Genomic DNA, 20,651 nt, shown 5'->3' with positions numbered 1-20,651 from the left:
CCCGTTGCGTGGGACTCGACAAAGGAGACGAAGACGCAATGGCCGGTTCGGTCATGCGTCGTTGACCGCCATGACCCGTCCGCAAGCACCACAAACAACCCACCGCATCGCGCTGCTGTTCAACGCGAACAAGGTCTACGACCGCGAGATCATCACCGGTATCGGCAACTACCTGCTGTCGACGCGCGTCGCGTGGGACCTGTTTCTCGAAGAAGACTTTCGCTGCCGCCTCGCCGGTATCCAACGCTTCGACGGCGACGGCATCATCGCGGACTTCGACGACCCCGCCGTCGACGAGGCATTGCGCGACTGTCCGCTGCCGGTGGTCGCGGTCGGTTCGTCGTACGAGGATCCGACGCAATACCCCCCGGATTTACCCTATATCGCGACCGACAACAGCAAGCTCGTGTCGCTCGCGTACACGCATCTGATCGGCGCGGGTCTCGAGAACTTCGCGCTATACAGCCTGCCGCAGGCGCAGGAAAACCGCTGGGCGCAGCAGCGCGAACTCGCGTTCTCCGCTCTGCGCAGCCAGGACGGACGCAGCGCCGCACAGATCGACAACGAGATCTATCGCGGCCTGTCGACCAGCGCGCCGTCGTGGAACCAGGCGATCGAGCAATTGACCGCGTGGTTGCGGCAACTGCCGAAGCCGGTCGGCATCATCGCGGTCACCGATGCGCGCGCGCGGCATCTGCTGCAGGCCTGTCTGATCGCCGGCATTCCGGTGCCCGAGGAAGTCGCGATCATCGGCATCGACAACGATCCGCTCACGCGCACGCTGACGCGCATTCCGCTGTCGTCGGTGATTCAGGGTACCGAGGAAATGGGCCGCACCGCCGCGCACATCCTGCATCAGATGCTGCATGGCGCGCGTTTTCCAGGGCGTCGCATCCTGGTGCCGCCGGTCGGTATCAACGTGCTCGAATCGACACGGCATCAACCGCTCGCGAGTCCGTACGTGATGCGCGCGCGCCACTTCATTCGCCAGTACGCGTGTCAGGGCATCCGCACCGAACAGGTGGCCGACTATGTGGGCGTGTCGCGTTCATCGCTCGAGGAGTACTTCCGGCGCGAGCGGCAGTGCACGGTGCACCAGGAAATCCTGCGTCATAAGCTCGACGTTGCGAAGTCGCTGCTCGCGAAACGCGATGCGTCGAGCGCGGAAGTCGCGATACGTTGCGGCTTCACGTCGCTGCAATACATGTACGCCGTATTTCGCCGCGAACTCGGCTGCACGCCGCGCGAGTATCAGGAGCGCGTGAGTGCGAAGCCGGCGAAAGCCGCCGGCTAGGCATGCTCTTTTTCTTTTTTTTCGCCTTGACCACATGATCAGCATCGCACAACTTTCTTCCGAGCCGTGGGGCACGCTGCACGGCGGCGATCGCGTGCGGCTCTACACACTGCGTAACGCGCACGGCATGAAAGTCGCCATCAGCGACCTCGGCGCGACCCTGGTCTCGTGGCACGCGCCGGACCGCACGGGACGTCTCGGCGATATTCTGCTCGGCCACGATACGCCCGCCGAATACGTGGCGGCGACCACGTATATGGGCGGACTGGTCGGCCGCTGGGCGAACCGGATTGCCGGCGCGCGCTTTTCGCTCGACGGCATCGAATACGCGCTCGATCGCAACGAAGGTCCGAACCTGCTGCATGGCGGCACCGTCGGTTTTCATCGTGTGCTGTGGGACGTCAGCGAGGACGACGGCGCGTTGCTGATGCGGCTGGAGTCGCCCGAAGGCGACGCCGGTTTTCCCGGCCACGTGACCGTGCAAGTCCGCTATTCACTCGACGACGACGGCACGCTGACGATCGAATACGAAGCGATCGCCGACGCGCCGACACCGCTCAACCTGACCAGCCATCCGTACTTCAATCTCACCGGTTGCGCGGGCACCGATATTCGCGGCCACGTTCTCTCGATCGACGCCGAGCGTTTTTTCGAAGTCGACGCCACGATGATTCCGTGCAAGCTCGCCGACGTCGCGGGCAATGCCTTCGACTTCCGGCAGAGCGCGCCGATCGGCGGCCGGCTCGACTGGCCGCACGCGCAGCTTGCGCGCGCCGGCGGCTTCGATCACTGCTACGTGCTGCGCGAAGCGGCGCAGGCCGGCATCGACGGCCATATGCCCGCCGTGCGGGAAGTCGCGTGCGCGTACGATCCGGGCAGCGGACGCGAACTGACCGTCTCGACCGATCAACGCGGTCTGCAGTTCTACACCGGCAACGCGCTGAACGGCAACGCGGGACGCGGCGGCGTCCGCTATCAGCGGCATGCCGGTTTGTGCCTCGAAGCCGGCGGCTTTCCGAACGAGGTCAATATGGCCGGGCAGGACGAAGTGATCTTGCGGCCTGGCTCGACTTACCGGCAAGTGACCGCTTATCGGGTCGACGTGCATAAAGGGATTTAAGCCGGATTAATAAGCCGGATTACGTGCGCTTTTCCGTTGTTTTACGAAAACCACGTCGGCGGGATTACAGCACGCCGACTGGTTGTTTGTGGCAATACTGAATTAACTTCCTGGTGGTTTCCCTGAAGCAGACCGCTTTCTAGACTCCGCAACAGGTGCCCGCATTGCGGCGGTGCCGGACAGACAACGTCGGAGGGAAACATCATGAAATCGCTGATTCAGGCAGTCACGCTCGCGGCGCTTATTGCCGCGCCGATTGCATCGTTTGCACAAAGCGACCAGCCGGTCACGCGCGCCGAAGTGAAGGCGCAATTGCAGCAACTCGAACGGGCCGGCTACAACCCGGCCACCGCGGAAGACTCCACCTATCCCGCCGATATCCAGGCGGCTGAAGCGCGCGTGTCCACGCAGAACGCGATGGCCCAGGGCAACACGTCGGGGTATGGCACACAACCGGCGGGCACGACGCAAACCGGTGGCCAGCATCCAATGGTGACGAATCCGGCGGACCAGTAGCGGACAGAACGCACGGATTGCACGGATTGCACGGATTGGCCGGTTGTGGCGGAAAGTTGGCGGTCCGAAAGACTGCTTGTGTTTTCACCTGTTCGGCCTGTAAAGCCTTGGCGGCTTTTTAGCGTTTCCGGCTTTTAGCGTTTTTCTCGCGAGAATAAAGCGGGCGCATGCTTTTAACGGCATACGCCCGCTTTTGTTTTATATGCGTGACCTCTGGATCCAGTTCGCGCATCGTGCACGAATTTCATCACCAACGCGTTCGATCCCGACATAGACTTCGCTGTGGCGAATACCGATTTGCCTGCCCCGACCTTGCCCGATCGACGAGGGAGCCTCCACTCCCTCCTTTCCTGGAGACTTGCGATGCCCCACACCGTTGCCGAAAAACGCGCCGCTTTCCGCGCGCTGCATACGTCCGGCTGTTTCGTGCTGCCCAATCCGTGGGACGCGGGCAGCGCCCGCTATCTGCAGACGCTCGGCTTCAAGGCAGTCGCCACCACGAGTTCCGGTTTTGCGTGGTCGACCGGACACGCGGACAACACGCTGCCGCGCGAAGCGATCCTCGCGCACCTGCGCACGATCGTCGAGGCGACCGATTTGCCGGTCAACGCGGATTTCGAAAACGGTTTCGGCAGCACGCCACAGGAAGTGGCCGACAGCGTGACGCTCGCGGTCGCGACCGGCGTCGCGGGTCTGTCGATCGAAGACTCGACCGGCAACCCCACCGCGCCGCTTTTTCCGCTCGACGTCGCCGTGCAGCGCATCGCCGCGGCGCGCCATGCGATCGATCAGAGCGGCGGCGATACCTTGCTGGTCGGCCGCGCGGAAAACTTCTTCGCCGGCAAGCCCGATCTCGACGACGCGATCGCGCGTCTGCAGGCCTACGCGGCAGCCGGCGCCGATTGCCTGTACGCGCCCGGCATCCAGACACGCGAGCAGATCGAGGCCGTGGTCGCGGCCGTCGCGCCGAAACCCGTCAATCTGCTGATCGGCTCGACCTCGAATCTGAGCTTGCAGGAAGTGGCGGCGCTCGGCGTGCGGCGTATCAGCGTCGGCGGCGGCTTGGCGCGCGCGGCGTGGGGGGGCTTCATGCAGGCCGCGCAGACGCTGGCCGAAGGGCGCTTCGACTTCACCGGCGCGGCGGCAGGCGCGAAGCTCAACGCGCTTTTCGGCGGCGGTGCGTGAGACGCGGATTGCGAAGCGAAGCAACGTATCGCATCGCGGTGTGCTCGCGCGATATTCCAGTCGATCCAACCGCACACATTTTCGTCGACATGCTCGCGTGCCCGGAACAAGTGGACGTCGGGATCGAATGCGTGGCGGCGGCTAAAGCAACGGCTGGCACGTAGCGCGCAGCGTCGTTCGTACATGGCGTAGAGCGCGCTGCAAGCCCGTAGTGTTTCCGATGAGAAAAGCGTGCACACGCGTCGGTGATGACACCGCGCGTGGGCCGCGATCCCACATGCGTTGCGAAAGTGTCGAACAGGGCGGCTCGAATGCGTGGCTCACTCCCCTTCGCCCCCACCGTTTATTCCCGCCGCATGCGCGCATCGTGCCAAATGTTATTATCGGAAACATCATCCGCTCCGATAAAGCGCGTAGCCAAACAGCAGCAAACCCCATGGACACCCACCTCACCAAACCCGTCGACACGTCCAGTACGGACCTTGGCCGTCGCGTACGCGCCGCCCGCCAGGCCCAGGATCTGACGCTCGAAACCGCGAGCCGCCTGTGCGGCGTGTCCCGCTCGACGCTGTCGAAAGTCGAAAACGGCCTGATGTCCCCCACTTTCGACGTGCTGCAAAAAATCGTGCTGGGCCTGAAGATCGAAATCGGCGAACTGTTCGGCTCGACGCCGAAAGTCAGCGCGAGCGGCCGGCGCGCGCTGACCCGCAAGGACGAGGGACAACGCCACGCGTATCGCGGCTATCAGATGGAATTGCTCGCCACCGATCTCGCGCACAAGGCGATGCTGCCATTTCGTATCCGCATCTCCGCGCATACGCTCGATGCGTTCGACGACTGGGGCCGCCACGAAGGCGAGGAATTCCTGTACGTGATCAGCGGCAGCGTGTGCCTTTATTCGGAGCTGTACGCGCCGACGCATCTGAATGCGGGCGACAGTCTCTACTTCGACAGCCGCACCGGTCATGCGGCCGTGTCCACCAGCGACGAAGACGCCGAAGTGCTGTGGATGGCGACCAACGCGGACTTGCCGCACACACCGCCGGCCACGATCGATTCGGCGAAGAAGTAACGCGCTGAATAACGCGCTCAGCCCTTAGCGCGCCGCCAGCGCCCGTTGCGCGAGCTGCGCGATATGCAGCGCCTGCTGCCCGGTGCCATGCTCGATCTGTTCGCGGCAACTGAAGCCGTTGGTCAACACGATGGTCCGCGCATTCGCCGCGGTCGCTTCACGCACGGCCGGAAACAGCGTGTCCTCGCCGATCTTCTCCGACAGCGCGTGATGCTCGATGTTAAAGCCGAACGATCCCGCCATCCCGCAGCAGCCCGTATCGAGCAGCGTCCACTTCACGCCGAGCCTGTTCAGCAGCGCCGTATCGCCCTGCATGCCGAATAGCGCCTTCTGATGGCAATGCCCATGCACGACCACGTCGGCATCGAGAGTCGGCCAGTCGAACGGCTGACGCGCGACGAAATCGGCAAACAGAAAGGTCTGCGCTGACAGCCGCGCCGCCAACGCGTGATCGGGCAACTGCTTCAGCAATTCGTCCTTGAAGACCGACAGACAGCCAGGTTCGAGCCCGACCAGCGGCACGCCGGCGGCAATCTCGTCGGCGAGATCGTCGACGATATGCGTGAGCAGTTCACGCGCGCGATCGAGAAGGCCGAAGTCGTACAGCGGACGCCCACAGCACAGACGGCGTTTCGGCAGCACGACGTGCCAGCCGAGTTGCGTGAGAACGTCCGCAGCGGCCTGCGTGATCTCGGGCGTGAAGTGGTCGTTGAAGGTGTCAACCCATAGGATGACTTTCTTCGCGTCGGCGTCGGCGCGCGCGGGAATCGCGCGTGTGAGTGTCTCCGCACGCTGCCGATACGTGGTCGTCGCGAACTTCGGCAATGCCCGCGCGGGCGCGACACCAGCCACCCACTTGCCGAGCGCGGACAAACCCGGCGCCGACATCAGAAAGTTCGCCAGACGCGGCACGCGCGCGGCCCACGGCGCCCATGCGCCGATGCGCCCCATGAACCACGCCTGGCGCGGTCGACGGTGCCGCTCATAGTAGTGCGAAAGAAACTCCGACTTGTATGACGCCATATCCGTATGCGTCGGACAATCGGATTTGCAACCCTTGCACGCGAGGCAGGTATCGAGCGCCTCCTTCACCTCGCGACTATCCCAGCCATCGGCGATCACCTCGCCTTGCAGCATTTCCCAGAACAGATGCGCACGACCGCGCGTCGAGTACTTTTCCTCGCGCGTCGCACGATAGCTCGGACACATCGTGCCGCCTTCCAGCGAGCGGCATTTGCCCATGCCGATGCAGCGTTCGATCGCGCGTTGAAAGCCGTCGCCCTCGTGACTCGCGAACGCAAGCTTCGTATGCAGCGTCACCGGTTGGTAGGCGGGCCCCATGCGCAGGTTTTCGTCGGCACGATACGCGTGCACGACCTTACCCGGATTCAGCCGGTTCGCCGGGTCCCAGATCGCCTTGAACTGCTCCATCGCCTGCATCAGTTCGGGGCCGTACATGATCGGCAGAAACTCGGCCTTGGCCTGACCGTCGCCGTGTTCGCCCGACAGCGAGCCGCCGAATTCGACCACCAGCTCCGCCGCTTCGCGCAGAAATTTTCGCCACGTCGCGACGCCTGCCGCGCTGCGCAGATCGAAGGTGATGCGTGCGTGCACGCAGCCGTCGCCGAAATGGCCGTAGAGGCTGGTTTCATAACCGTAACGATCGACCAGCGCCTGAAACGCGCGCAGATAATCGCCGAGCCGCAGCGGATCGACCGCCGCATCTTCCCAGCCGACCACCGGATCGGGCTTGTCGCGATCCACCGACAACGCGACCGCCGACGCCCCCGTCTCGCGAATCGACCACACCTTGGCCTGCAACGCGCGGTCCTCGACGAGCTTCGTCGAAACGTTCGCGCCCGCCGCGCCCGACTGAAAATACGCGGCCGCGTCCTGTGCCTGGCGCAACACCGCCTCCTGCGTATCCGCGCCGAATTCGAGCACGACCCACGCATCGCCGTCGGGCAGCAACGCGATTTCGTCCTTCTTCAAACCGCGCGCCTGCAGGCCGCGAATGATCGCGCGATCCAGTCCCTCGATCGCGATCGGTTCGCAGCGCATGAAATGCGGCACCGCATCCGCGGCCGTATAGATGTCTTTGAAGCCCACCACGACGATCACACGCTTCGCCGGACTCTTCACGAGACGCACTTTCGCCTGCAACGTGACCGCGCAGGTGCCTTCGCTGCCGACCAGCGCACGCGCGACGTTGAAGCCGTTTTCGGGCAGCAGCTGATCGAGATTGAAGCCCGACACGCGCCGTCTGATTTGCGGAAATTTCGCGCGAATCTGCGTGGCGTAGGTGTCGCGCAACTGCTTGAGCGCCGCGTAGATTTCACCCCGGCGGCCACCGGCGGCGATGATGCGTTCGAGTTCTTCGTCGGAGGTTGGGCCGACCCAGAAGCGCGCGCCGTCGAAGGTCGCGACTTCGAGCGCCTCGACGTTCTCGACGGTCTTGCCGGCCATCACCGAGTGCGCGCCGCACGAGTTGTTCGCGATCATGCCGCCGAGCGTGCAGCGGCTGTGGGTGGCCGGATCGGGCGCGAACGTCAGGCCGTGCTGTTCGGCGGCATCGCGCAGCGTATCGCACACCACGCCCGGCTCGACGATCGCGACGCGCGCAAGCGGATCGACCGAGACGACGCGATTCACGTACTTGCTCGCATCGGCGACCACCGCGACGTTCACGCATTGGCCGTTCTGCGACGTGCCGCCGCCGCGCGCGAGAAACGGCACATCGTTACGCCGACACGCGGCGAGCGTCGCGAGCAGATCGTCGAGGTCGGCGGGCACCACGACACCGAGCGGGATTTGCCGATAGTTCGATGCATCCGATGCATACAATGCTTTGGAGCCCTGATCGAACCGCACTTCGCCGCGCACATGTTCGCGCAGATCGCTTTCGAGCGTCTGCAATAGCGCGGCGCTCGCTGCGAACGGCCTGGCGATACGCGCCTCATCCGCTGCACCATGCTCGCCGCTCCGTGTATCGGCGCGCCGCTCCTCGTCCAACGACAATGACGTTCCCACTCCGCACCTCGTCTGCAATGCCGGCGCCCGCGCCGCGATGTGCGCTCAGGCCGCCTGGCTGGCGGTCATCCGGAAGATGCCCTGGGCGTTGCCCGCGTCGAAACGCAGGTCCGTTTCCCAGCGGCGCGCGTCCTGATCGAAACTGCGCTTGCGGGTGATGAATTCATAGAACGAACCCGGCACCTCGCGCGTGACGATGCCGCCATCGGCCGCGCGGAACTCGCGCCGCACGATATCCGCGCGATACGCGGTCTGAAACACGCGGCCCGAGCGCGAATGTTCGACCTCGGGTTTCATCGGCCGGCCCTTGGCTTTTTCGTCGTCCGACAGCTTGAACACATCCGCGACGCGGTCCGTCGCGTGATTGAACGCGTTGCCCTCGGTCGCGATCCACGCCATTTCCGCCGATTCCTTCAACAATACTTCGTAATCGGCTTCGCGGGGCATCTCGTGCTGACGCGCGAACGCACCGACGATCACCGGCAGCAACTCATGCGCCGCGTCGAGCGGCAGCACGCCGTCACGCTCCAGTTCCCACAGCAAGCCGCTTGCCCGCGGCGTCAACGGATCGCGCGACGCGCCGATCACATTCGTCACCGCCTGCTGAAACGCCGCGGAAAAACGCTCGGGATGCAGTTCGCTGACGAAGAACTGCGCGATCTCGTCGGGCGCGTCGTCATGCGCCCATGCGCGGCCGGTCATGCCGAGACGATCGAGCGGATAGCGGCCGTTGATGCGAAAGCCGAGCGGCCGCAGGATCCGCGCGAACGCTGCCTCACCAGGAGGCAGCGCGCCGCTGTGCGGCCAGCGCACGGTGCGCAGCGCGCCGTGATCGAAGTACACGCTGCCGCCGGCCTCGACCGCTTCTTCCGTATAACGACGGCCGTTTGCCGAGCGCGCGAGCAGATCGTCGAACAGCGCCATGTTCATCGCCTGCGCGAGTTCGGCGCGCGTCACGCTGCCGTTTTCCCACTCGCGCAGCACGTGCGGATGATTCAGCGTCGCGAAGAGCCGCGCGGTTTTCCGCTCACCCAACAGTTTCAGCAGCAGTTGTTCGACGTTCGCATTGTTCGGGTTTCGCATTCGGGATCTCCACGCTGTCGCTGTACGGTGAACGCCCGCATGGGCGCTTCATAACTGGCGCCATTATTGAAAACCCGCTCGCGCCCCGTAAAGCGAGATAAACTGGCCACTTGATGCGTTTTTGGAATTAACGTGCGGAAGTGAATGAACATGCGAAAGTTCAAGATCCCCAATATGGGCGCGTTGCTCGCGTTCGAAGCCGCCGCCCGGCACGAAAGCTTCACGCATGCGGCGCGCGAACTGTTCCTCACCGAAAGCGCGGTGTCGCGGCAGATCAATACACTCGAAAGCAACCTCGGCGTGCGGCTGTTCGTGCGCGTCAAACAGCGCGTGGTGCTCACGCGCGCGGGTAAGGTGTATGGCGCGCAAGTTCGGCGCTCGCTCGAACAGCTCGATCGCGACACGCTGTCGATCATCGCGCACGGCAGCGGCGGCGGTTATCTGGAGCTCGCGGTGCTGCCGACCTTCGCGTCGCAATGGCTGATTCCGCGCATGGCCGCCTTCAACGAGCAATACCCGGACGTGCGCGTCAACATGGGCGTGCGTACCGCGACGTTCCCGTTTGCCGACACGCATTTCGAAGCAGCGATTCACTACGGCAAACCGACGTGGCCGGGGACGTCGGCGGATTTTCTGTTCTGCGAGGAAGTGGTGCCGGTGTGCGCGGCGAGTCTGCTGAAGCGGCCAATCCGCAATGCCGCCGAGTTACTCAACTACCCGCTGCTGCATTCGACGACGCGGCCCGACGGCTGGGCGACATGGTTCGCGAATCTCGAGGTCGACGACAATCGGACCATGCAGGGCGTGCGCTACGAGTTGCACACGATGTTGATCAGCGCGGCCGCAGCCGGGCTCGGTATCGCGCTGGTGCCACGCTTTTTCGTCGACAAACAGTTGAAGCGGCTCGGTCTCGTGATTCCGTTCGAAACGCCCGCCGTCGCCGACGCGGCGTATTACCTCGTGTACCCGACCGAACTGAGCCACGGCAAACCGCTCGCGAGTTTCCGCGAGTGGTTGCTGCGGGAGGCCGCGGCGTATGGCGCGATTTATCCGGAACTGGCGGAGCGGCCGGACGGCGCGTGATTGGGCGTGATCGCGCGAGTTAACGGCGCGCGGGGCTGCCCGCGCGCTTATTCAGCTGCCGTCGCGCGCCTGCGCCAAAGCGGCGAGATTGCCTTCGCCGAAACCATGATGTCCGCGACGCTGGACGATTTCGAAGAAGATCTCGCCGGTACGGCGACGCACGAAGGTCTGGAAAAACAGTAGCGGCACGCCGTCCGCGCCGATCTCGCCGTCCACCAGCACATGCGTGCGCCGCAAACGCTCGACGTCGAGCCCATGGCCGGGCAAACGCGCATCGAGCAGATCGTAATAGCGCGGCGGCGGCTCGACGAATTCGACGCCGTTCGCCAGCAGACGCTCGACGCACGCGAAGATGTCGTCGGTGGCGAGCGCGATGTGCTGCACGCCCTCGCCCGGATGATCGGGCAGATACTCGTGCATCAGGCTGGTCCGGCGCGTGCCTTCCTCGTACAGCGGCACGCGAATCGCGCCGCACGGCGATACCATCACGCGCGATTCCGCCGATACGTGCCAGTTCGCGTGCAGCTCGTGAATCTCGCGGAAATTGAGCAGGTCGCGATAGAAATCGACCCACTCCTGCATGCGGCCTTCGCCGACCGTTTGCGTCAGATGATCGACCGCGATCAGGCCGCTGCCCGCGTGATTCAGATCGGCCTCGGCCGTGTCGATTTCGATCGGCCGGAAGTCGATGTCGAAGATCGAGATATCGCCGAGTCCGCCGCGCTGACCGCCGCGCCCGCGCCATCGGTCGACGAAATAGATGTGCGAATCGCCAATGCCCTGGATCGCCGGAATCAGCAGCTCGCCCACGCCGAGACGTTCGCCCTCGAACTCCCATGCGCCGAGTTCCACCGCGCGCTCGAACGCGCGCTGCGCATCGGCCACGCGAATCCCGATCGCGCAGATGCCGACGCCGTACTCCTCCGCGTAGCGCGCGGCGAACGAATCGGGCTCCGCGTTGATCAGGAAATTCATCTCGCCCTGGCGGTACAGCGTGACGTCCTTGCTGATATGCCGTGCGATCGCCTTGAAGCCGAGCCGCGTGAAGGTTTCGCCGAGCACGCGCGGATCGCGCGCGGCAAACTCGACGAATTCGATCCCGGCCGTGCCGAGCGGATTGTGCTCCGGCGCCAACACGGCACGCTGCGCGGCGTCTGGAGTGGGCAAGTCGCTGGGCATGGCAATCTCCTTGTACGGTCTTTCTGCATTGCGGCCGGTGTTTCCGAGGTTCGGCGTAAACCGGTTCGGCCGTCCGCGGCGGGATACGTGATGTGTTACCGGGTGCGTGGTATGCCGCAGCATCGGACGTGCCGCTACGGCTTGCGCAACGTGTTTGTACACCGGGTCGCGGGGCATTCGCAACCGCGATTTTGTACTGAATGGTTCATACATCGAGCGACGCCTCTTGCGACGCCGACTGCGGGCGCCTCGGAGTTCCATCGGTCAGTCACCCGACGCGCCGCTTGAGTCACCTTTGCGGGCCGTGTTGTCCGCGTCTCTTTCCACGTTTTCGCCGGCGTTTTTGCCGACATTCTGGCTCACGCTTTTCCCGCGCTTTTTCGCGGAGTTTCCCCCTTCCTTGCCCGACACCGCCGCCATCCGCGCCCGCGCCACCTCGCGCACCGCCTCGATAAACGCACGCCCGACCGCCGACGGCTGGGTATCCGAGCGACGAATCAGCCCGACCGGCTCGCCGGTACCCGCGAACGGCAACGGCAGCCGCACCAGCATCCCATGCGCGAGTTCGTATTCGACCGCGCTCTGCGGCACGAACCACACCGCGCCGTTTTCGAGCGTCAGCGCGCGCCCGGTCGATACCGACAACACCTCGACAAACGCCGACAGGGGCGGCACGCCCCACGCAGCGAGCAGACTCTCGGCCGACTGGCGAATCAGCGTGCCGAACGGCGGCAAGACAACCGGGAACCCCTCGAGCGACGTGCCCGGCAAACCCGTCCCTCGCGCGAGCGGATGGCCGGCGCGCACGACCGCGATCAGCGGCTCGGTGAACAGTTGCTCGAAACTCAGACCGACCATCCGTTCCGGGTCCGCGAGACGGCCGATGGCGAATTCGATCGCGCCCGCTTTCAGGCGTTCGAGCAGTTCCGGGTTCGCTCCGGTCGCGAGCCGCACGATCACGCGCGGCCACTGCGCGGCGAACTGCCGGAGCACCGGCGGCACCAGCACGGCCGCGACGGTCGGCAGTACGCCGATTTCGAGCGTCGCGGCGGCCGCGCCCTCGGCTTGCGCGAGCAGGTCGACGCCCTGACGCAACGCGCTTACACAGGCGCTGGCGTGCGGCATGAACAGCTGCCCCTCGCGCGTCGGCACCGCGCCGTGACGGCCGCGCTCGAACAGCTTTACACCAAGGATCGCTTCGAGCTCGGCGACCGTTTTGGATACCGCCGGCTGGGTGATGGACAGACTGTCGGCCGCCCGCTGGACGCTGCCGAACTGCGCGACGGCCAGAAAGCACTGGAGATGACGGAATTTGACGCGGCTATCCGCGAGACTGCGTTGCATAACGGAAGGTTATACGAAACGGGTCAAAACGTCATTTTGCATAACCGGCGATGTTGGATAAAGTGCGTGTCATAAAGCCGCATCCTCACGATTCCTCCAACGGAGACACTCATGGCAGACTCTTCCCTGCTTACCCCGCGCGATTTCGCATCGCATCCCGAATACATCTACCCGCCGTACGGTTCGTCGGTCAAACGCGGCCCGACGCGTCCGCTGATTCCGCTGAAGGAACGTCTGCGCGACCAGCGCGTGCCGGTCTACGGCACCGAAGACCTCGGCGCGCTCGATAGCGACCTGACCCGCAACGCGGTGCGCAACGGCGAGCCGCTCGGCGAGCGCATCATCGTGACCGGTCGCGTGCTCGACGAAGGCGGCCGCCCGGTGCGCAACACGCTCGTGGAAATCTGGCAAGCCAACGCGGCCGGCCGTTACGTCCACAAGGCCGACCAGCACGACGCGCCGCTCGACCCGAACTTCCTCGGCGCCGGCCGTTGCATCACCGACAACGAAGGCCGTTACCGCTTCCTGACCATCAAGCCGGGTGCGTATCCGTGGGGCAACCATCCGAACGCATGGCGTCCGCAGCACATCCATTTCTCGCTGTTCGGCGATCACTTCGGCTCGCGTCTGGTCACGCAAATGTACTTCCCGGGCGACCCGCTGCTCGCGTTCGACCCGATTTACCAGGGCACGCCGGAGCAGGCCCGTGAGCGCATGATCTCGAAGTTCTCGCTCGACATTACGCAGGAAGCCTATGCGCTTGGCTACGATTTCGACATCGTGCTGCGCGGCCCGAACGAAACCCCCATGGAGCGCTAAGCCATGACGACTCTCAAGCAAACGCCTTCGCAAACCGTTGGTCCGTACTTCGCCTACGGTCTTTGCCCGCAGCAATACGATTTCGACTACAAGAGCCTGTTCACGCACGTTCTGGCCGACCGCGAAGCGGCTGGCGAGCACATCACGATCGTCGGTCAGGTGTTCGACGGCGACGGCAAGGTGGTCGGCGACGCGATGCTGGAAATGTCGCAAGTGGACTCGAACGGTCACTATCCGGAATCGCGCGACGACATCCAGAAGTCCGGCTTCCGCGGCTTTGCGCGCGTCGGTACGGGTACGGATCCGCACAAGCGCTTCTTCGTCGAAACGGTGAAGCCGGGTCGCGCGCACGCGGACGAAGCACCGCACATCAACGTGATTCTGACGATGCGCGGCATGCTGCTGCACACGTTCACGCGCATCTATTTCGAAGACGAAGCGCAGGCAAACGAAAAGGACGCCGTGCTGGCAGCCGTGCCGGCCGAGCGCCGCAACACGCTGATCGCACGTCGCGATCCGGGCATGGCCAACGTGTATCGCTTCGACATTCACATGCAGGGCGATAAGGAAACCGTGTTTTTCGATCTGTAAAGCGGGGCTTGTGAGGCGAGATTTTGAAGTGACTCTTTCACACTTTCATCTCGCTTTCACATAAACTGCGTACGATCCGTCAAGCGACTGGATCGCGAAACTCCGAGTAGTAAAGGTTAAGCCCGCGTCGAGCGGGCTTTTTTTTTGCGCGACGGATCCGCGACGTTTCCGGTTTGACGGCCGACACCGCTCAGCAGCGGAAATGATCGATGTTTTGTCCGGCGTGAATCGCGCGCGCGAGCCATGCCGGTTTGTCGCCGTGACCATCCCACGTATTACCGAACGCGTCGCGATACAGCACCGCGCGCACGGCGTTCGCATCGGCTTCGAGCGATTCCGCCAGCGCCTCGATCGTGATGTCGTATTCGTCCATACGGCGGCGAATCCACACGATCATGCGATCGCGCACATTCTCATCGAGTTCGAACAGCCGTTGTTGTCCTTCTCGCTCTTTCATAATCCTGGTGTCGCAGCTGATGCTGGCGTTAGACAAACAGGGCTTCGCAAATCGCTGCGAAACCCATGCGAAATTTAAAAAAAGGTCGGAAAAATCTGAAGCAATACGAATTTACGACATTGTTATAAATACGTGAAAACCCGTACTTATAAATAATATCGATTAAATTCTGAATTGAAGCGTCTGAACGAAGGCGAGAGAATTGGCCGAATTAACAATTCGAATTGCGCGCAATCTGCATCCGGATCTGTACCGCGCCGCATGATCGCCTTCACAGGTCGCCGCAGTGTTCCGACGGGGCTTCAGCGTATGGGAGGTCATTCTAGCATCCAATTTATTTGGAACGCAGCAAGGGACTTTTTCTAATGACGCTTATTGCAGGGCCTATGGCTTTTCAGTATTCGTGGCTTCGGCGGCGTGATTGACGGACAATGCGAGACTCGATGCTCGTCGAAAATCCGCGGCCGGGCCGCGCCGCCGCAGTTCATTCGACAAGCGTAGCCGCCCTCAGGAGACAACGCCATGCCCGCCTCGACCGCCATCCTCACGATCCTCGCCGCGCTGCTATTAGGCGCGATGAGTCCGGGACCTAGCTTCGTCATCGTTGCACGCAACGCGATCGGTCTGTCGCGCGGCGACGGTCTCGCCACCGCGCTTGGGATGGGCATCGGCGGCGTGTTTTTTAGCGGCATCGCGCTACTCGGGCTCTATACGCTGCTCGCGACCGTCGAGTGGCTGTACGTCGGCCTGAAAGTGGCCGGCGGCATCTATCTGATCTACCTTGCTTCGAAAATCTGGCGCGGCGCCGCGAAGCCACTGGCCTTCAGCGCAACCCAGGACGGCAGCGGCGGCAATCCGCGCAAATCGTTCTGGATCGGCCTGAGCACGCAGCTCAGCAATCCGAAAACCGCCGTCTATTACGGCAGTATCTTCGCGGCACTGCTGCCGCAGCATCCGCCGGTGTGGTGCTATTTCGCGTTGCCGCCGGCGATCTTCGCTATCGAGGCAGGCTGGTACACGGTCGTCGCGCTGTGCTTTTCGAGCAAGCGGCCGCGCGAGATCTATTTGCGCTGGAAGGCGTGGATCGACCGGGTCGCCGCGAGCGCGGTGACCGCGCTGGGACTGCGGCTGATTCTGAATGCACACAAGGTGGGGATCTGACGGCAGCATGTAGCGGCGCGCATCGTCGTATCGATACGCGCCCCCGTGCCCGCCAGTAGGCGCCGGCAATCGCAGTGCGTCAGCCCTTCCCCTCCGCCTTGATCCGCGCGCGCAATTCGAACTTCTGGATTTTCCCCGTCGACGTCTTCGGCAACTCGCCAAAGCGCACCGCCTTCGGCAGCTTGTAGCCGGCAAGAAACAGCCGGCAGTGCGCGATGATCTCCTCCTCGGTCGCCTGCGCGCCTTCCTTCAGTTCGACGAACGCGCACGGCACCTCGCCCCACTTCGCATCGGCCATCGCGACCACCGCCGCGACCGCGACCGCCGGGTGGCGGTACAGCGTGTCCTCGACCTCGATGCTCGAAATATTCTCGCCACCCGAAATGATGATGTCCTTGCTGCGGTCACGGATGCGCACGTAGCCGTCGGCCGTGCGCACGCCGAGATCGCCGGTATGGAACCAGCCGCCGCGGAAGGCCGCGTCGCTCGCGCGTTCGTTCTTCAGATAGCCCTTCATGCAGATGTTGCCGCGGAACATGATCTCGCCGAGCGTCTCGCCGTCGTTCGGTACCGGCTCGAGCGTGTCCGGATCGAGCACCGCAACCGCCGCCTGCAGGTGGTAGCGCACGCCCTGACGCGCGGTCAGGTCGGCGCGGGTGAGGTCGTCGAGCGCGTCCCACGCGTCCTGCTTCGCGCAGACGGCCGCCGGCCCGTAGGTTTCGGTCAGACCGTACACATGCGTCAGATCGAAGCCGATCTCCTTCATCTTCGCGATCACGGCGGGCGGCGGCGCCGCGCCCGCGACCATCGTCGATACGCGATGCTCGATGCCCTCGCGCCATTCGGCCGGCGCGTTCGCGAGCGCGCTCTGCACGATTGGCGCGCCACAGTAGTGCGTGATGCGCTCGCGGCGAATCAGCTCGAACACGGTCTTCGCGTCGAACCGGCGCAGGCACACGTTGACGCCCGCGCGCGCCGCCACGGTCCACGGGAAGCACCAGCCGTTGCAGTGAAACAGCGGCAGCGTCCACAGATAGACCGCGTGCTTCGGCATGTCCCATTCGAGGATGTTGCTGAGCGCGTTCAGATACGCGCCGCGATGATGGTAGACGACGCCCTTCGGGTCGCCGGTCGTGCCCGACGTGTAGTTGAGCGCGATCGCGTCCCACTCGTCGGCGGGCGGGGTCCATTCGTAGGCCGGGTCGCCGGTCTGCAGGAACGCTTCGTAATCCGTCGCGCGCGGGAATTGCGCGGCGTCGGCCGGGTAGGCGTCGGCCACGCTGATCACGCGCAGTTGCGGAAATTCGAGCGCCGCCCGATGCGCCAGCTCGGCGTATTCGGTATCGACGATCAGCACCTTCGCCTCGCCGTGGCGCAGCATGAACAGCAGCGTCGCGACGTCGAGCCGGGTATTCAGCGTGTTGAGCACCGCGCCCGCCATCGGCACGCCGAAGTGCGCTTCGACCATCGGCGGGATGTTCGGCAGCAACGCGGCGACCGTATCGCCGCGCTCGATGCCGGCCGAACGCAATGCGCTCGCGAGCCGCCGCGCGCGCTCGTAGGTCTCGCGCCAGTTTCGACGAATCTCCCCATGGACGATCGCGAGCCGCTCGCCATACACTTGCGCTGCGCGCACGAGGAAGTCGATTGGCGTCAACGGGACATAATTGGCCTCGCGTCGCTCGAGACCTTCGTCGAACATGTGCTGTGTCATTGCATCGTCTCCTGGGGGCGCGAACCGCGCCGATGATCGTTCTGATTGGCAGGCCGGGGGCTGCTGCCGACTTCCCACGTTGGCAACGGGGCCTAGCCTAGCAATTGTCATCGCGAACTGTCTGTCATTCAAATGACAGAGTAGCCGACCCACGGTCGGCGCCCACCCAGAATCGATCCAGCCCGGCCGCTACCGCTCCACGCCGCTTACCGCTCATGAACGACGCTCCGCTCACCTCCCCCGCCGAACTCCCCTCGTCCCAGCGCGTCGCGCCCGCCGAGCTCGCGCGGCTCTTCGCCACCTGCGCGTGGTTTCGCGCGCTCGCCGCCGAGCATCAGGCGATGGTGCTCGCCAGCGCGCATGCCGAGCACCTCGAAGGCGGCGCGTGGATCGCGCGCCGCAGCGAACCCTCCGACTACTGGATCGGCGTCCATTCCGGGCTCATCAAGCTCGCGATCTACAACGCGTCGGGCCGCAGCTGCACGCTGTCGGGCGTGCCGCCGGGCGGCTGGTTCGGCGAAGGCAGCGTAATCAAACGGGAATTGCGCAAATACGACGTCGCCGCGATCCAGCCGTCGCTCGTGATGTTCGTGCCATCCACGACCTTCCATGCGCTGCTCGAATCGAGTCTGCCGTTCACCGGCTTCGTGATCCGTCAGTTGAACAACCGGATGGGGGAATTCATTGCGTCGATCCAGAACAGCCGGCTGCTCGACGTGGATGCGCGTGTCGCGCAATCGCTCGCGCAGTTGTTCAACCCCGACCTGTATCCGGACACCGGGCGCACGCTGGCGATTTCGCAGGAGGAAGTCGGTTTGCTCGCCGGGGTCTCTCGGCAACGCATCAATCAGGCGCTGCAGAACCTCGAAAAGCTGCGGATCTTGCGTCTGTCGTATAACCAGATCGATGTGCTCGATCTCGAACGGCTCTGCGAGTTCGGACGGGAACAGATCTAGAAGATCCTGGAGACCCGGGAGATTCGGGAATAGGCGCCGGGTAGATCGAAGAAGCGTCGCCGGAACGATGCCGGCGACGGCCTTTCTCTTTCGTTTCTGTTTCCGCGTTTGGTCCCGGCGTGACGCGGCGGTCTAACTCGCCCGCACGCCACCTTTGCGGGTGGCGCGCATTTCGAGCACGTCGTCGGTCTTGAATAGCGCGAACATGATCGCGGTCAAGACTCCTGATCTTTTCCAGCGCAGGTAGTAACGATGTGCGGTCTGATAAGGCACATAGTGCTCAGGCATTGCGCTCCATGGCGCGCGCGTGTGCAGCACCCACATCACGCTGTTGAGCACGCGGCGGATATCGATCGGCGGACGACCGCGGCGCGGCCCCTCGTTCAGCGTCTCAGGCAGAAGCGGTGCGACACGCTGCCATTGTTCGTCGGTTAAGTCCTGAATGACCGGCCAGATCGCGATGGGTTCGGAAGAAGGAATATTCATGCATAAAGGCGCGTCCACGCAAAACGCGGACCGACGTCGCGGCGAAAAGTATGTCCATATGTCAACTCGTTCGAGACTACTCGAAGCTCACGAGGGACAAAGTCAATTCTTGTCAACTAAACAAGCGCAATTGTCAAAAAACACAATACGTTATTGCGTCAACACGCTGATGGCGCAGCATGAGCCCGTGGTCTATCATCGGCGCGCCCGACGCCGCGGCTCATCCGTGCGCGCCGCGTTCAAACGATAAATCCCTCTCTCCACACGCAGGAAATTCAGTGAGACACATCCGCTTTCTCAAGACCGCCGCGCTGCTTGGCGGCGCCGCCCTTGCCGTCACATCGGAGCAGGCCGCCGCGCAAAGTTCGATCACGCTGTACGGCGTCGCCGACGTCAGCGTGCGCTATCTGACGAACTCGAACGCCAATAACGACGGCCGCCTGTTCATGACGAACGGCGCGGTCACCAATAGCCGCTGGGGTCTGCGCGGCTCGGAAGACCTCGGTGGCGGCATCAAGGCGATCTTCGATCTGGAAAGCGGTGTCAACCTGCAGGACGGCACGGCATCGGACAGCCATCGCCTCTTCAACCGCAACGCGTACGTCGGCCTGAGCAGCCGCTACGGCACGCTGACGCTGGGCCGTCAGAAGTCGCCGCTGTTCGATCTGCTCGGCGACACCTACGACCCGCTCACGGTCGGCAACTACAACGAGAACTCGTGGCTGCTGGGCGCGCTCGGCGCGGGCCTCTACGGGGACAACGCGGTCAAGTACACCGGCACCTTCAACGGCCTGACGGTCGCCGCGATGTATTCGTTCGGTACGGACTCGACGTCGACCGGCGAGGGCGGCTTCTCGGGCCAGGTGCCCGGCCATCTCGGCGCGGGCAATATGTACGGCTTCACGCTGTCGTACGTGGCCGGGCCGCTCAGCGTCGCAGCCGGCGTGCAGCAGAACAGCGACAACAGCAATCACAAGCAGACCATCTTCAATGCGAACGCCGTCTATGCGTTCAGCTCGACGAAACTGTTCGTCGGCTATCTGCATTCGAAGGACGACACCGGCTTTGTCGACAGCGCGCTCGCGCAGCAGCCGCTGGTGCAGGGCGTCGATATCGTGAAGGGTTCGGGTCGCATCGACAACGGGCCGTTCGCCGGCGTCACGTGGCAAGCCACGCGCGCGCTCATGCTGACGGGCGCCGCGTATTACGACCACATGTCCAATGCGGCGATCGGCGACGGTCAGCTCGGCAGCGGCTATCGCTACACCTTCGTCGCGCTGGCCGAATATGCGCTGTCGAAGCGCACCGAGGTGTACGGCACGGTCGATTTCAACAAGGTGTCGGGCGCGGCTTCGGTCGAACTGCCGGGCCGCGACAACCAGACCGGCGTGGCGCTCGGTCTGCGCACGATCTTCTGAATTCCAGATCGGCATGGCAAAACGGCGTCCCTCGGGACGCCGTTTTTTTTGCTTCTCACGCGGCAAACCGGCTTACCAGTCTGCCGCGCGCATAAAAAAAGGTGCCGCGAACGGCACCTTTCTGTACTACAGGTAGCTTCTGC

General features: G+C 63.8%; 18 protein-coding genes. 11 read left to right on the top strand and 7 right to left on the bottom strand.

Translation table 11 applies throughout. From position 1 onward, the window contains the following. The first annotated feature begins 70 nt into the window (after positions 1–70). From HHL14_RS12450 to HHL14_RS12430, 5 genes are all read left to right on the top strand, one after another. Positions 71–1,294 carry a XylR family transcriptional regulator gene (locus HHL14_RS12450; RefSeq protein ID WP_169497907.1) on the top strand — a complete coding sequence of 408 codons (1,224 nt, stop codon included), beginning with the start codon at positions 71–73 and terminating at the stop codon, positions 1,292–1,294. 34 nt (positions 1,295–1,328) lie between these two features. Beyond that, complete coding sequence (locus HHL14_RS12445) at positions 1,329–2,414, top strand: aldose epimerase family protein (protein ID WP_169497906.1); 1,086 nt, start codon at positions 1,329–1,331, stop codon at positions 2,412–2,414. 204 nt (positions 2,415–2,618) lie between these two features. Continuing rightward, positions 2,619–2,930 (top strand): DUF4148 domain-containing protein, encoded by a 312-nt coding sequence (locus tag HHL14_RS12440; protein ID WP_169497905.1) that lies wholly within the window; start codon positions 2,619–2,621, stop codon positions 2,928–2,930. 363 nt (positions 2,931–3,293) lie between these two features. After that, the gene (locus HHL14_RS12435) at positions 3,294–4,115 is read left to right on the top strand and encodes an isocitrate lyase/PEP mutase family protein (protein ID WP_169497904.1); all 822 of its coding nucleotides are present in this window, start codon (positions 3,294–3,296) and stop codon (positions 4,113–4,115) included. Positions 4,116–4,551: 436 nt separating this feature from the next. Further along, positions 4,552–5,187, top strand: coding sequence for a helix-turn-helix domain-containing protein (locus tag HHL14_RS12430; RefSeq protein WP_169497903.1), 636 nt, complete (start codon positions 4,552–4,554; stop codon positions 5,185–5,187). Between the two features lie 24 nt (positions 5,188–5,211). On the opposite strand, the gene HHL14_RS12425 is transcribed toward HHL14_RS12430, so the two are convergent. Further along, a complete protein-coding gene (locus HHL14_RS12425) occupies positions 5,212–8,217 on the bottom strand; it encodes an FAD-binding and (Fe-S)-binding domain-containing protein (RefSeq protein WP_169497902.1) in 3,006 nt (1,001 codons plus the stop codon). Positions 8,218–8,262: 45 nt separating this feature from the next. After that, positions 8,263–9,300, bottom strand: coding sequence for a DUF1338 domain-containing protein (locus tag HHL14_RS12420; RefSeq protein WP_169497901.1), 1,038 nt, complete (start codon positions 9,298–9,300; stop codon positions 8,263–8,265). A gap of 150 nt (positions 9,301–9,450) precedes the next feature. Between HHL14_RS12420 and HHL14_RS12415 the strand changes: the two genes are divergently transcribed. Then, complete coding sequence (locus tag HHL14_RS12415; protein WP_169497900.1) at positions 9,451–10,383, top strand: LysR substrate-binding domain-containing protein; 933 nt, start codon at positions 9,451–9,453, stop codon at positions 10,381–10,383. 51 nt (positions 10,384–10,434) lie between these two features. On the opposite strand, the gene HHL14_RS12410 is transcribed toward HHL14_RS12415, so the two are convergent. Next, positions 10,435–11,562, bottom strand: a complete 1,128-nt coding sequence (locus HHL14_RS12410; protein ID WP_169497899.1) for a 4-hydroxyphenylpyruvate dioxygenase family protein — start codon at positions 11,560–11,562, stop codon at positions 10,435–10,437. 264 nt (positions 11,563–11,826) lie between these two features. Further along, the gene (pcaQ, locus tag HHL14_RS12405; RefSeq protein WP_169497898.1) at positions 11,827–12,906 is read right to left on the bottom strand and encodes a pca operon transcription factor PcaQ; all 1,080 of its coding nucleotides are present in this window, start codon (positions 12,904–12,906) and stop codon (positions 11,827–11,829) included. Positions 12,907–13,017: 111 nt separating this feature from the next. Between pcaQ and pcaH the strand changes: the two genes are divergently transcribed. Beyond that, positions 13,018–13,725, top strand: coding sequence for a protocatechuate 3,4-dioxygenase subunit beta (gene pcaH, locus HHL14_RS12400; RefSeq protein WP_169497897.1), 708 nt, complete (start codon positions 13,018–13,020; stop codon positions 13,723–13,725). A 3-nt stretch (positions 13,726–13,728) separates the two neighbouring features. Further along, entirely contained in the window at positions 13,729–14,316 is a 588-nt protein-coding gene (pcaG, locus tag HHL14_RS12395; protein WP_169497896.1) for a protocatechuate 3,4-dioxygenase subunit alpha, read from the top strand. A gap of 190 nt (positions 14,317–14,506) precedes the next feature. Here pcaG and HHL14_RS12390 read toward each other — a convergent pair whose 3' ends face one another. Further along, a complete protein-coding gene (locus tag HHL14_RS12390; RefSeq protein WP_169497895.1) occupies positions 14,507–14,773 on the bottom strand; it encodes an H-NS family nucleoid-associated regulatory protein in 267 nt (88 codons plus the stop codon). A gap of 522 nt (positions 14,774–15,295) precedes the next feature. Between HHL14_RS12390 and HHL14_RS12385 the strand changes: the two genes are divergently transcribed. Further along, positions 15,296–15,934, top strand: coding sequence for a LysE family translocator (locus HHL14_RS12385; RefSeq protein ID WP_169497894.1), 639 nt, complete (start codon positions 15,296–15,298; stop codon positions 15,932–15,934). 79 nt (positions 15,935–16,013) lie between these two features. Here the strand turns inward: HHL14_RS12385 and HHL14_RS12380 are convergent, their stop codons facing one another. Continuing rightward, on the bottom strand, positions 16,014–17,648 hold the full coding sequence (locus HHL14_RS12380) for an acyl-CoA synthetase (protein WP_169497893.1): 1,635 nt from the start codon (positions 17,646–17,648) through the stop codon (positions 16,014–16,016). 215 nt (positions 17,649–17,863) lie between these two features. Here HHL14_RS12380 and HHL14_RS12375 point away from each other — a divergent pair, with 215 nt between their 5' ends. Next, the gene (locus tag HHL14_RS12375; protein WP_169497892.1) at positions 17,864–18,604 is read left to right on the top strand and encodes a Crp/Fnr family transcriptional regulator; all 741 of its coding nucleotides are present in this window, start codon (positions 17,864–17,866) and stop codon (positions 18,602–18,604) included. Positions 18,605–18,736: 132 nt separating this feature from the next. On the opposite strand, the gene HHL14_RS12370 is transcribed toward HHL14_RS12375, so the two are convergent. After that, positions 18,737–19,090, bottom strand: coding sequence for a transposase (locus tag HHL14_RS12370; RefSeq protein ID WP_169497891.1), 354 nt, complete (start codon positions 19,088–19,090; stop codon positions 18,737–18,739). 287 nt (positions 19,091–19,377) lie between these two features. Here HHL14_RS12370 and HHL14_RS12365 point away from each other — a divergent pair, with 287 nt between their 5' ends. Then, the gene (locus tag HHL14_RS12365) at positions 19,378–20,508 is read left to right on the top strand and encodes a porin (protein ID WP_407945283.1); all 1,131 of its coding nucleotides are present in this window, start codon (positions 19,378–19,380) and stop codon (positions 20,506–20,508) included. The last annotated feature ends 143 nt before the right edge of the window (positions 20,509–20,651 follow it).

Source organism: Paraburkholderia antibiotica (assembly GCF_012927125.1).
Lineage (GTDB): Bacteria > Pseudomonadota > Gammaproteobacteria > Burkholderiales > Burkholderiaceae > Paraburkholderia > Paraburkholderia antibiotica.
The sequence above is the reverse complement of the archived record's forward strand: the minus strand, read 5'-3'. Positions and strand labels throughout refer to the sequence as shown.

Coding starts and splice junctions, on each gene's coding strand:
- HHL14_RS12450 (WP_169497907.1), top strand. CDS start 71: ATGACCCGTCCGCAAGCACCACAAACAACCCACCGCATCGCGCTGCTG.
- HHL14_RS12445 (WP_169497906.1), top strand. CDS start 1,329: ATGATCAGCATCGCACAACTTTCTTCCGAGCCGTGGGGCACGCTGCAC.
- HHL14_RS12430 (WP_169497903.1), top strand. CDS start 4,552: ATGGACACCCACCTCACCAAACCCGTCGACACGTCCAGTACGGACCTT.
- HHL14_RS12385 (WP_169497894.1), top strand. CDS start 15,296: ATGCCCGCCTCGACCGCCATCCTCACGATCCTCGCCGCGCTGCTATTA.
- pcaH (WP_169497897.1), top strand. CDS start 13,018: ATGGCAGACTCTTCCCTGCTTACCCCGCGCGATTTCGCATCGCATCCC.
- pcaQ (WP_169497898.1), bottom strand. CDS start 12,906: ATGCAACGCAGTCTCGCGGATAGCCGCGTCAAATTCCGTCATCTCCAG.
- HHL14_RS12415 (WP_169497900.1), top strand. CDS start 9,451: ATGCGAAAGTTCAAGATCCCCAATATGGGCGCGTTGCTCGCGTTCGAA.
- HHL14_RS12370 (WP_169497891.1), bottom strand. CDS start 19,090: ATGAATATTCCTTCTTCCGAACCCATCGCGATCTGGCCGGTCATTCAG.
- HHL14_RS12390 (WP_169497895.1), bottom strand. CDS start 14,773: ATGAAAGAGCGAGAAGGACAACAACGGCTGTTCGAACTCGATGAGAAT.
- HHL14_RS12440 (WP_169497905.1), top strand. CDS start 2,619: ATGAAATCGCTGATTCAGGCAGTCACGCTCGCGGCGCTTATTGCCGCG.
- HHL14_RS12410 (WP_169497899.1), bottom strand. CDS start 11,562: ATGCCCAGCGACTTGCCCACTCCAGACGCCGCGCAGCGTGCCGTGTTG.
- HHL14_RS12435 (WP_169497904.1), top strand. CDS start 3,294: ATGCCCCACACCGTTGCCGAAAAACGCGCCGCTTTCCGCGCGCTGCAT.
- HHL14_RS12375 (WP_169497892.1), top strand. CDS start 17,864: ATGAACGACGCTCCGCTCACCTCCCCCGCCGAACTCCCCTCGTCCCAG.
- HHL14_RS12380 (WP_169497893.1), bottom strand. CDS start 17,648: ATGACACAGCACATGTTCGACGAAGGTCTCGAGCGACGCGAGGCCAAT.
- HHL14_RS12420 (WP_169497901.1), bottom strand. CDS start 9,300: ATGCGAAACCCGAACAATGCGAACGTCGAACAACTGCTGCTGAAACTG.
- pcaG (WP_169497896.1), top strand. CDS start 13,729: ATGACGACTCTCAAGCAAACGCCTTCGCAAACCGTTGGTCCGTACTTC.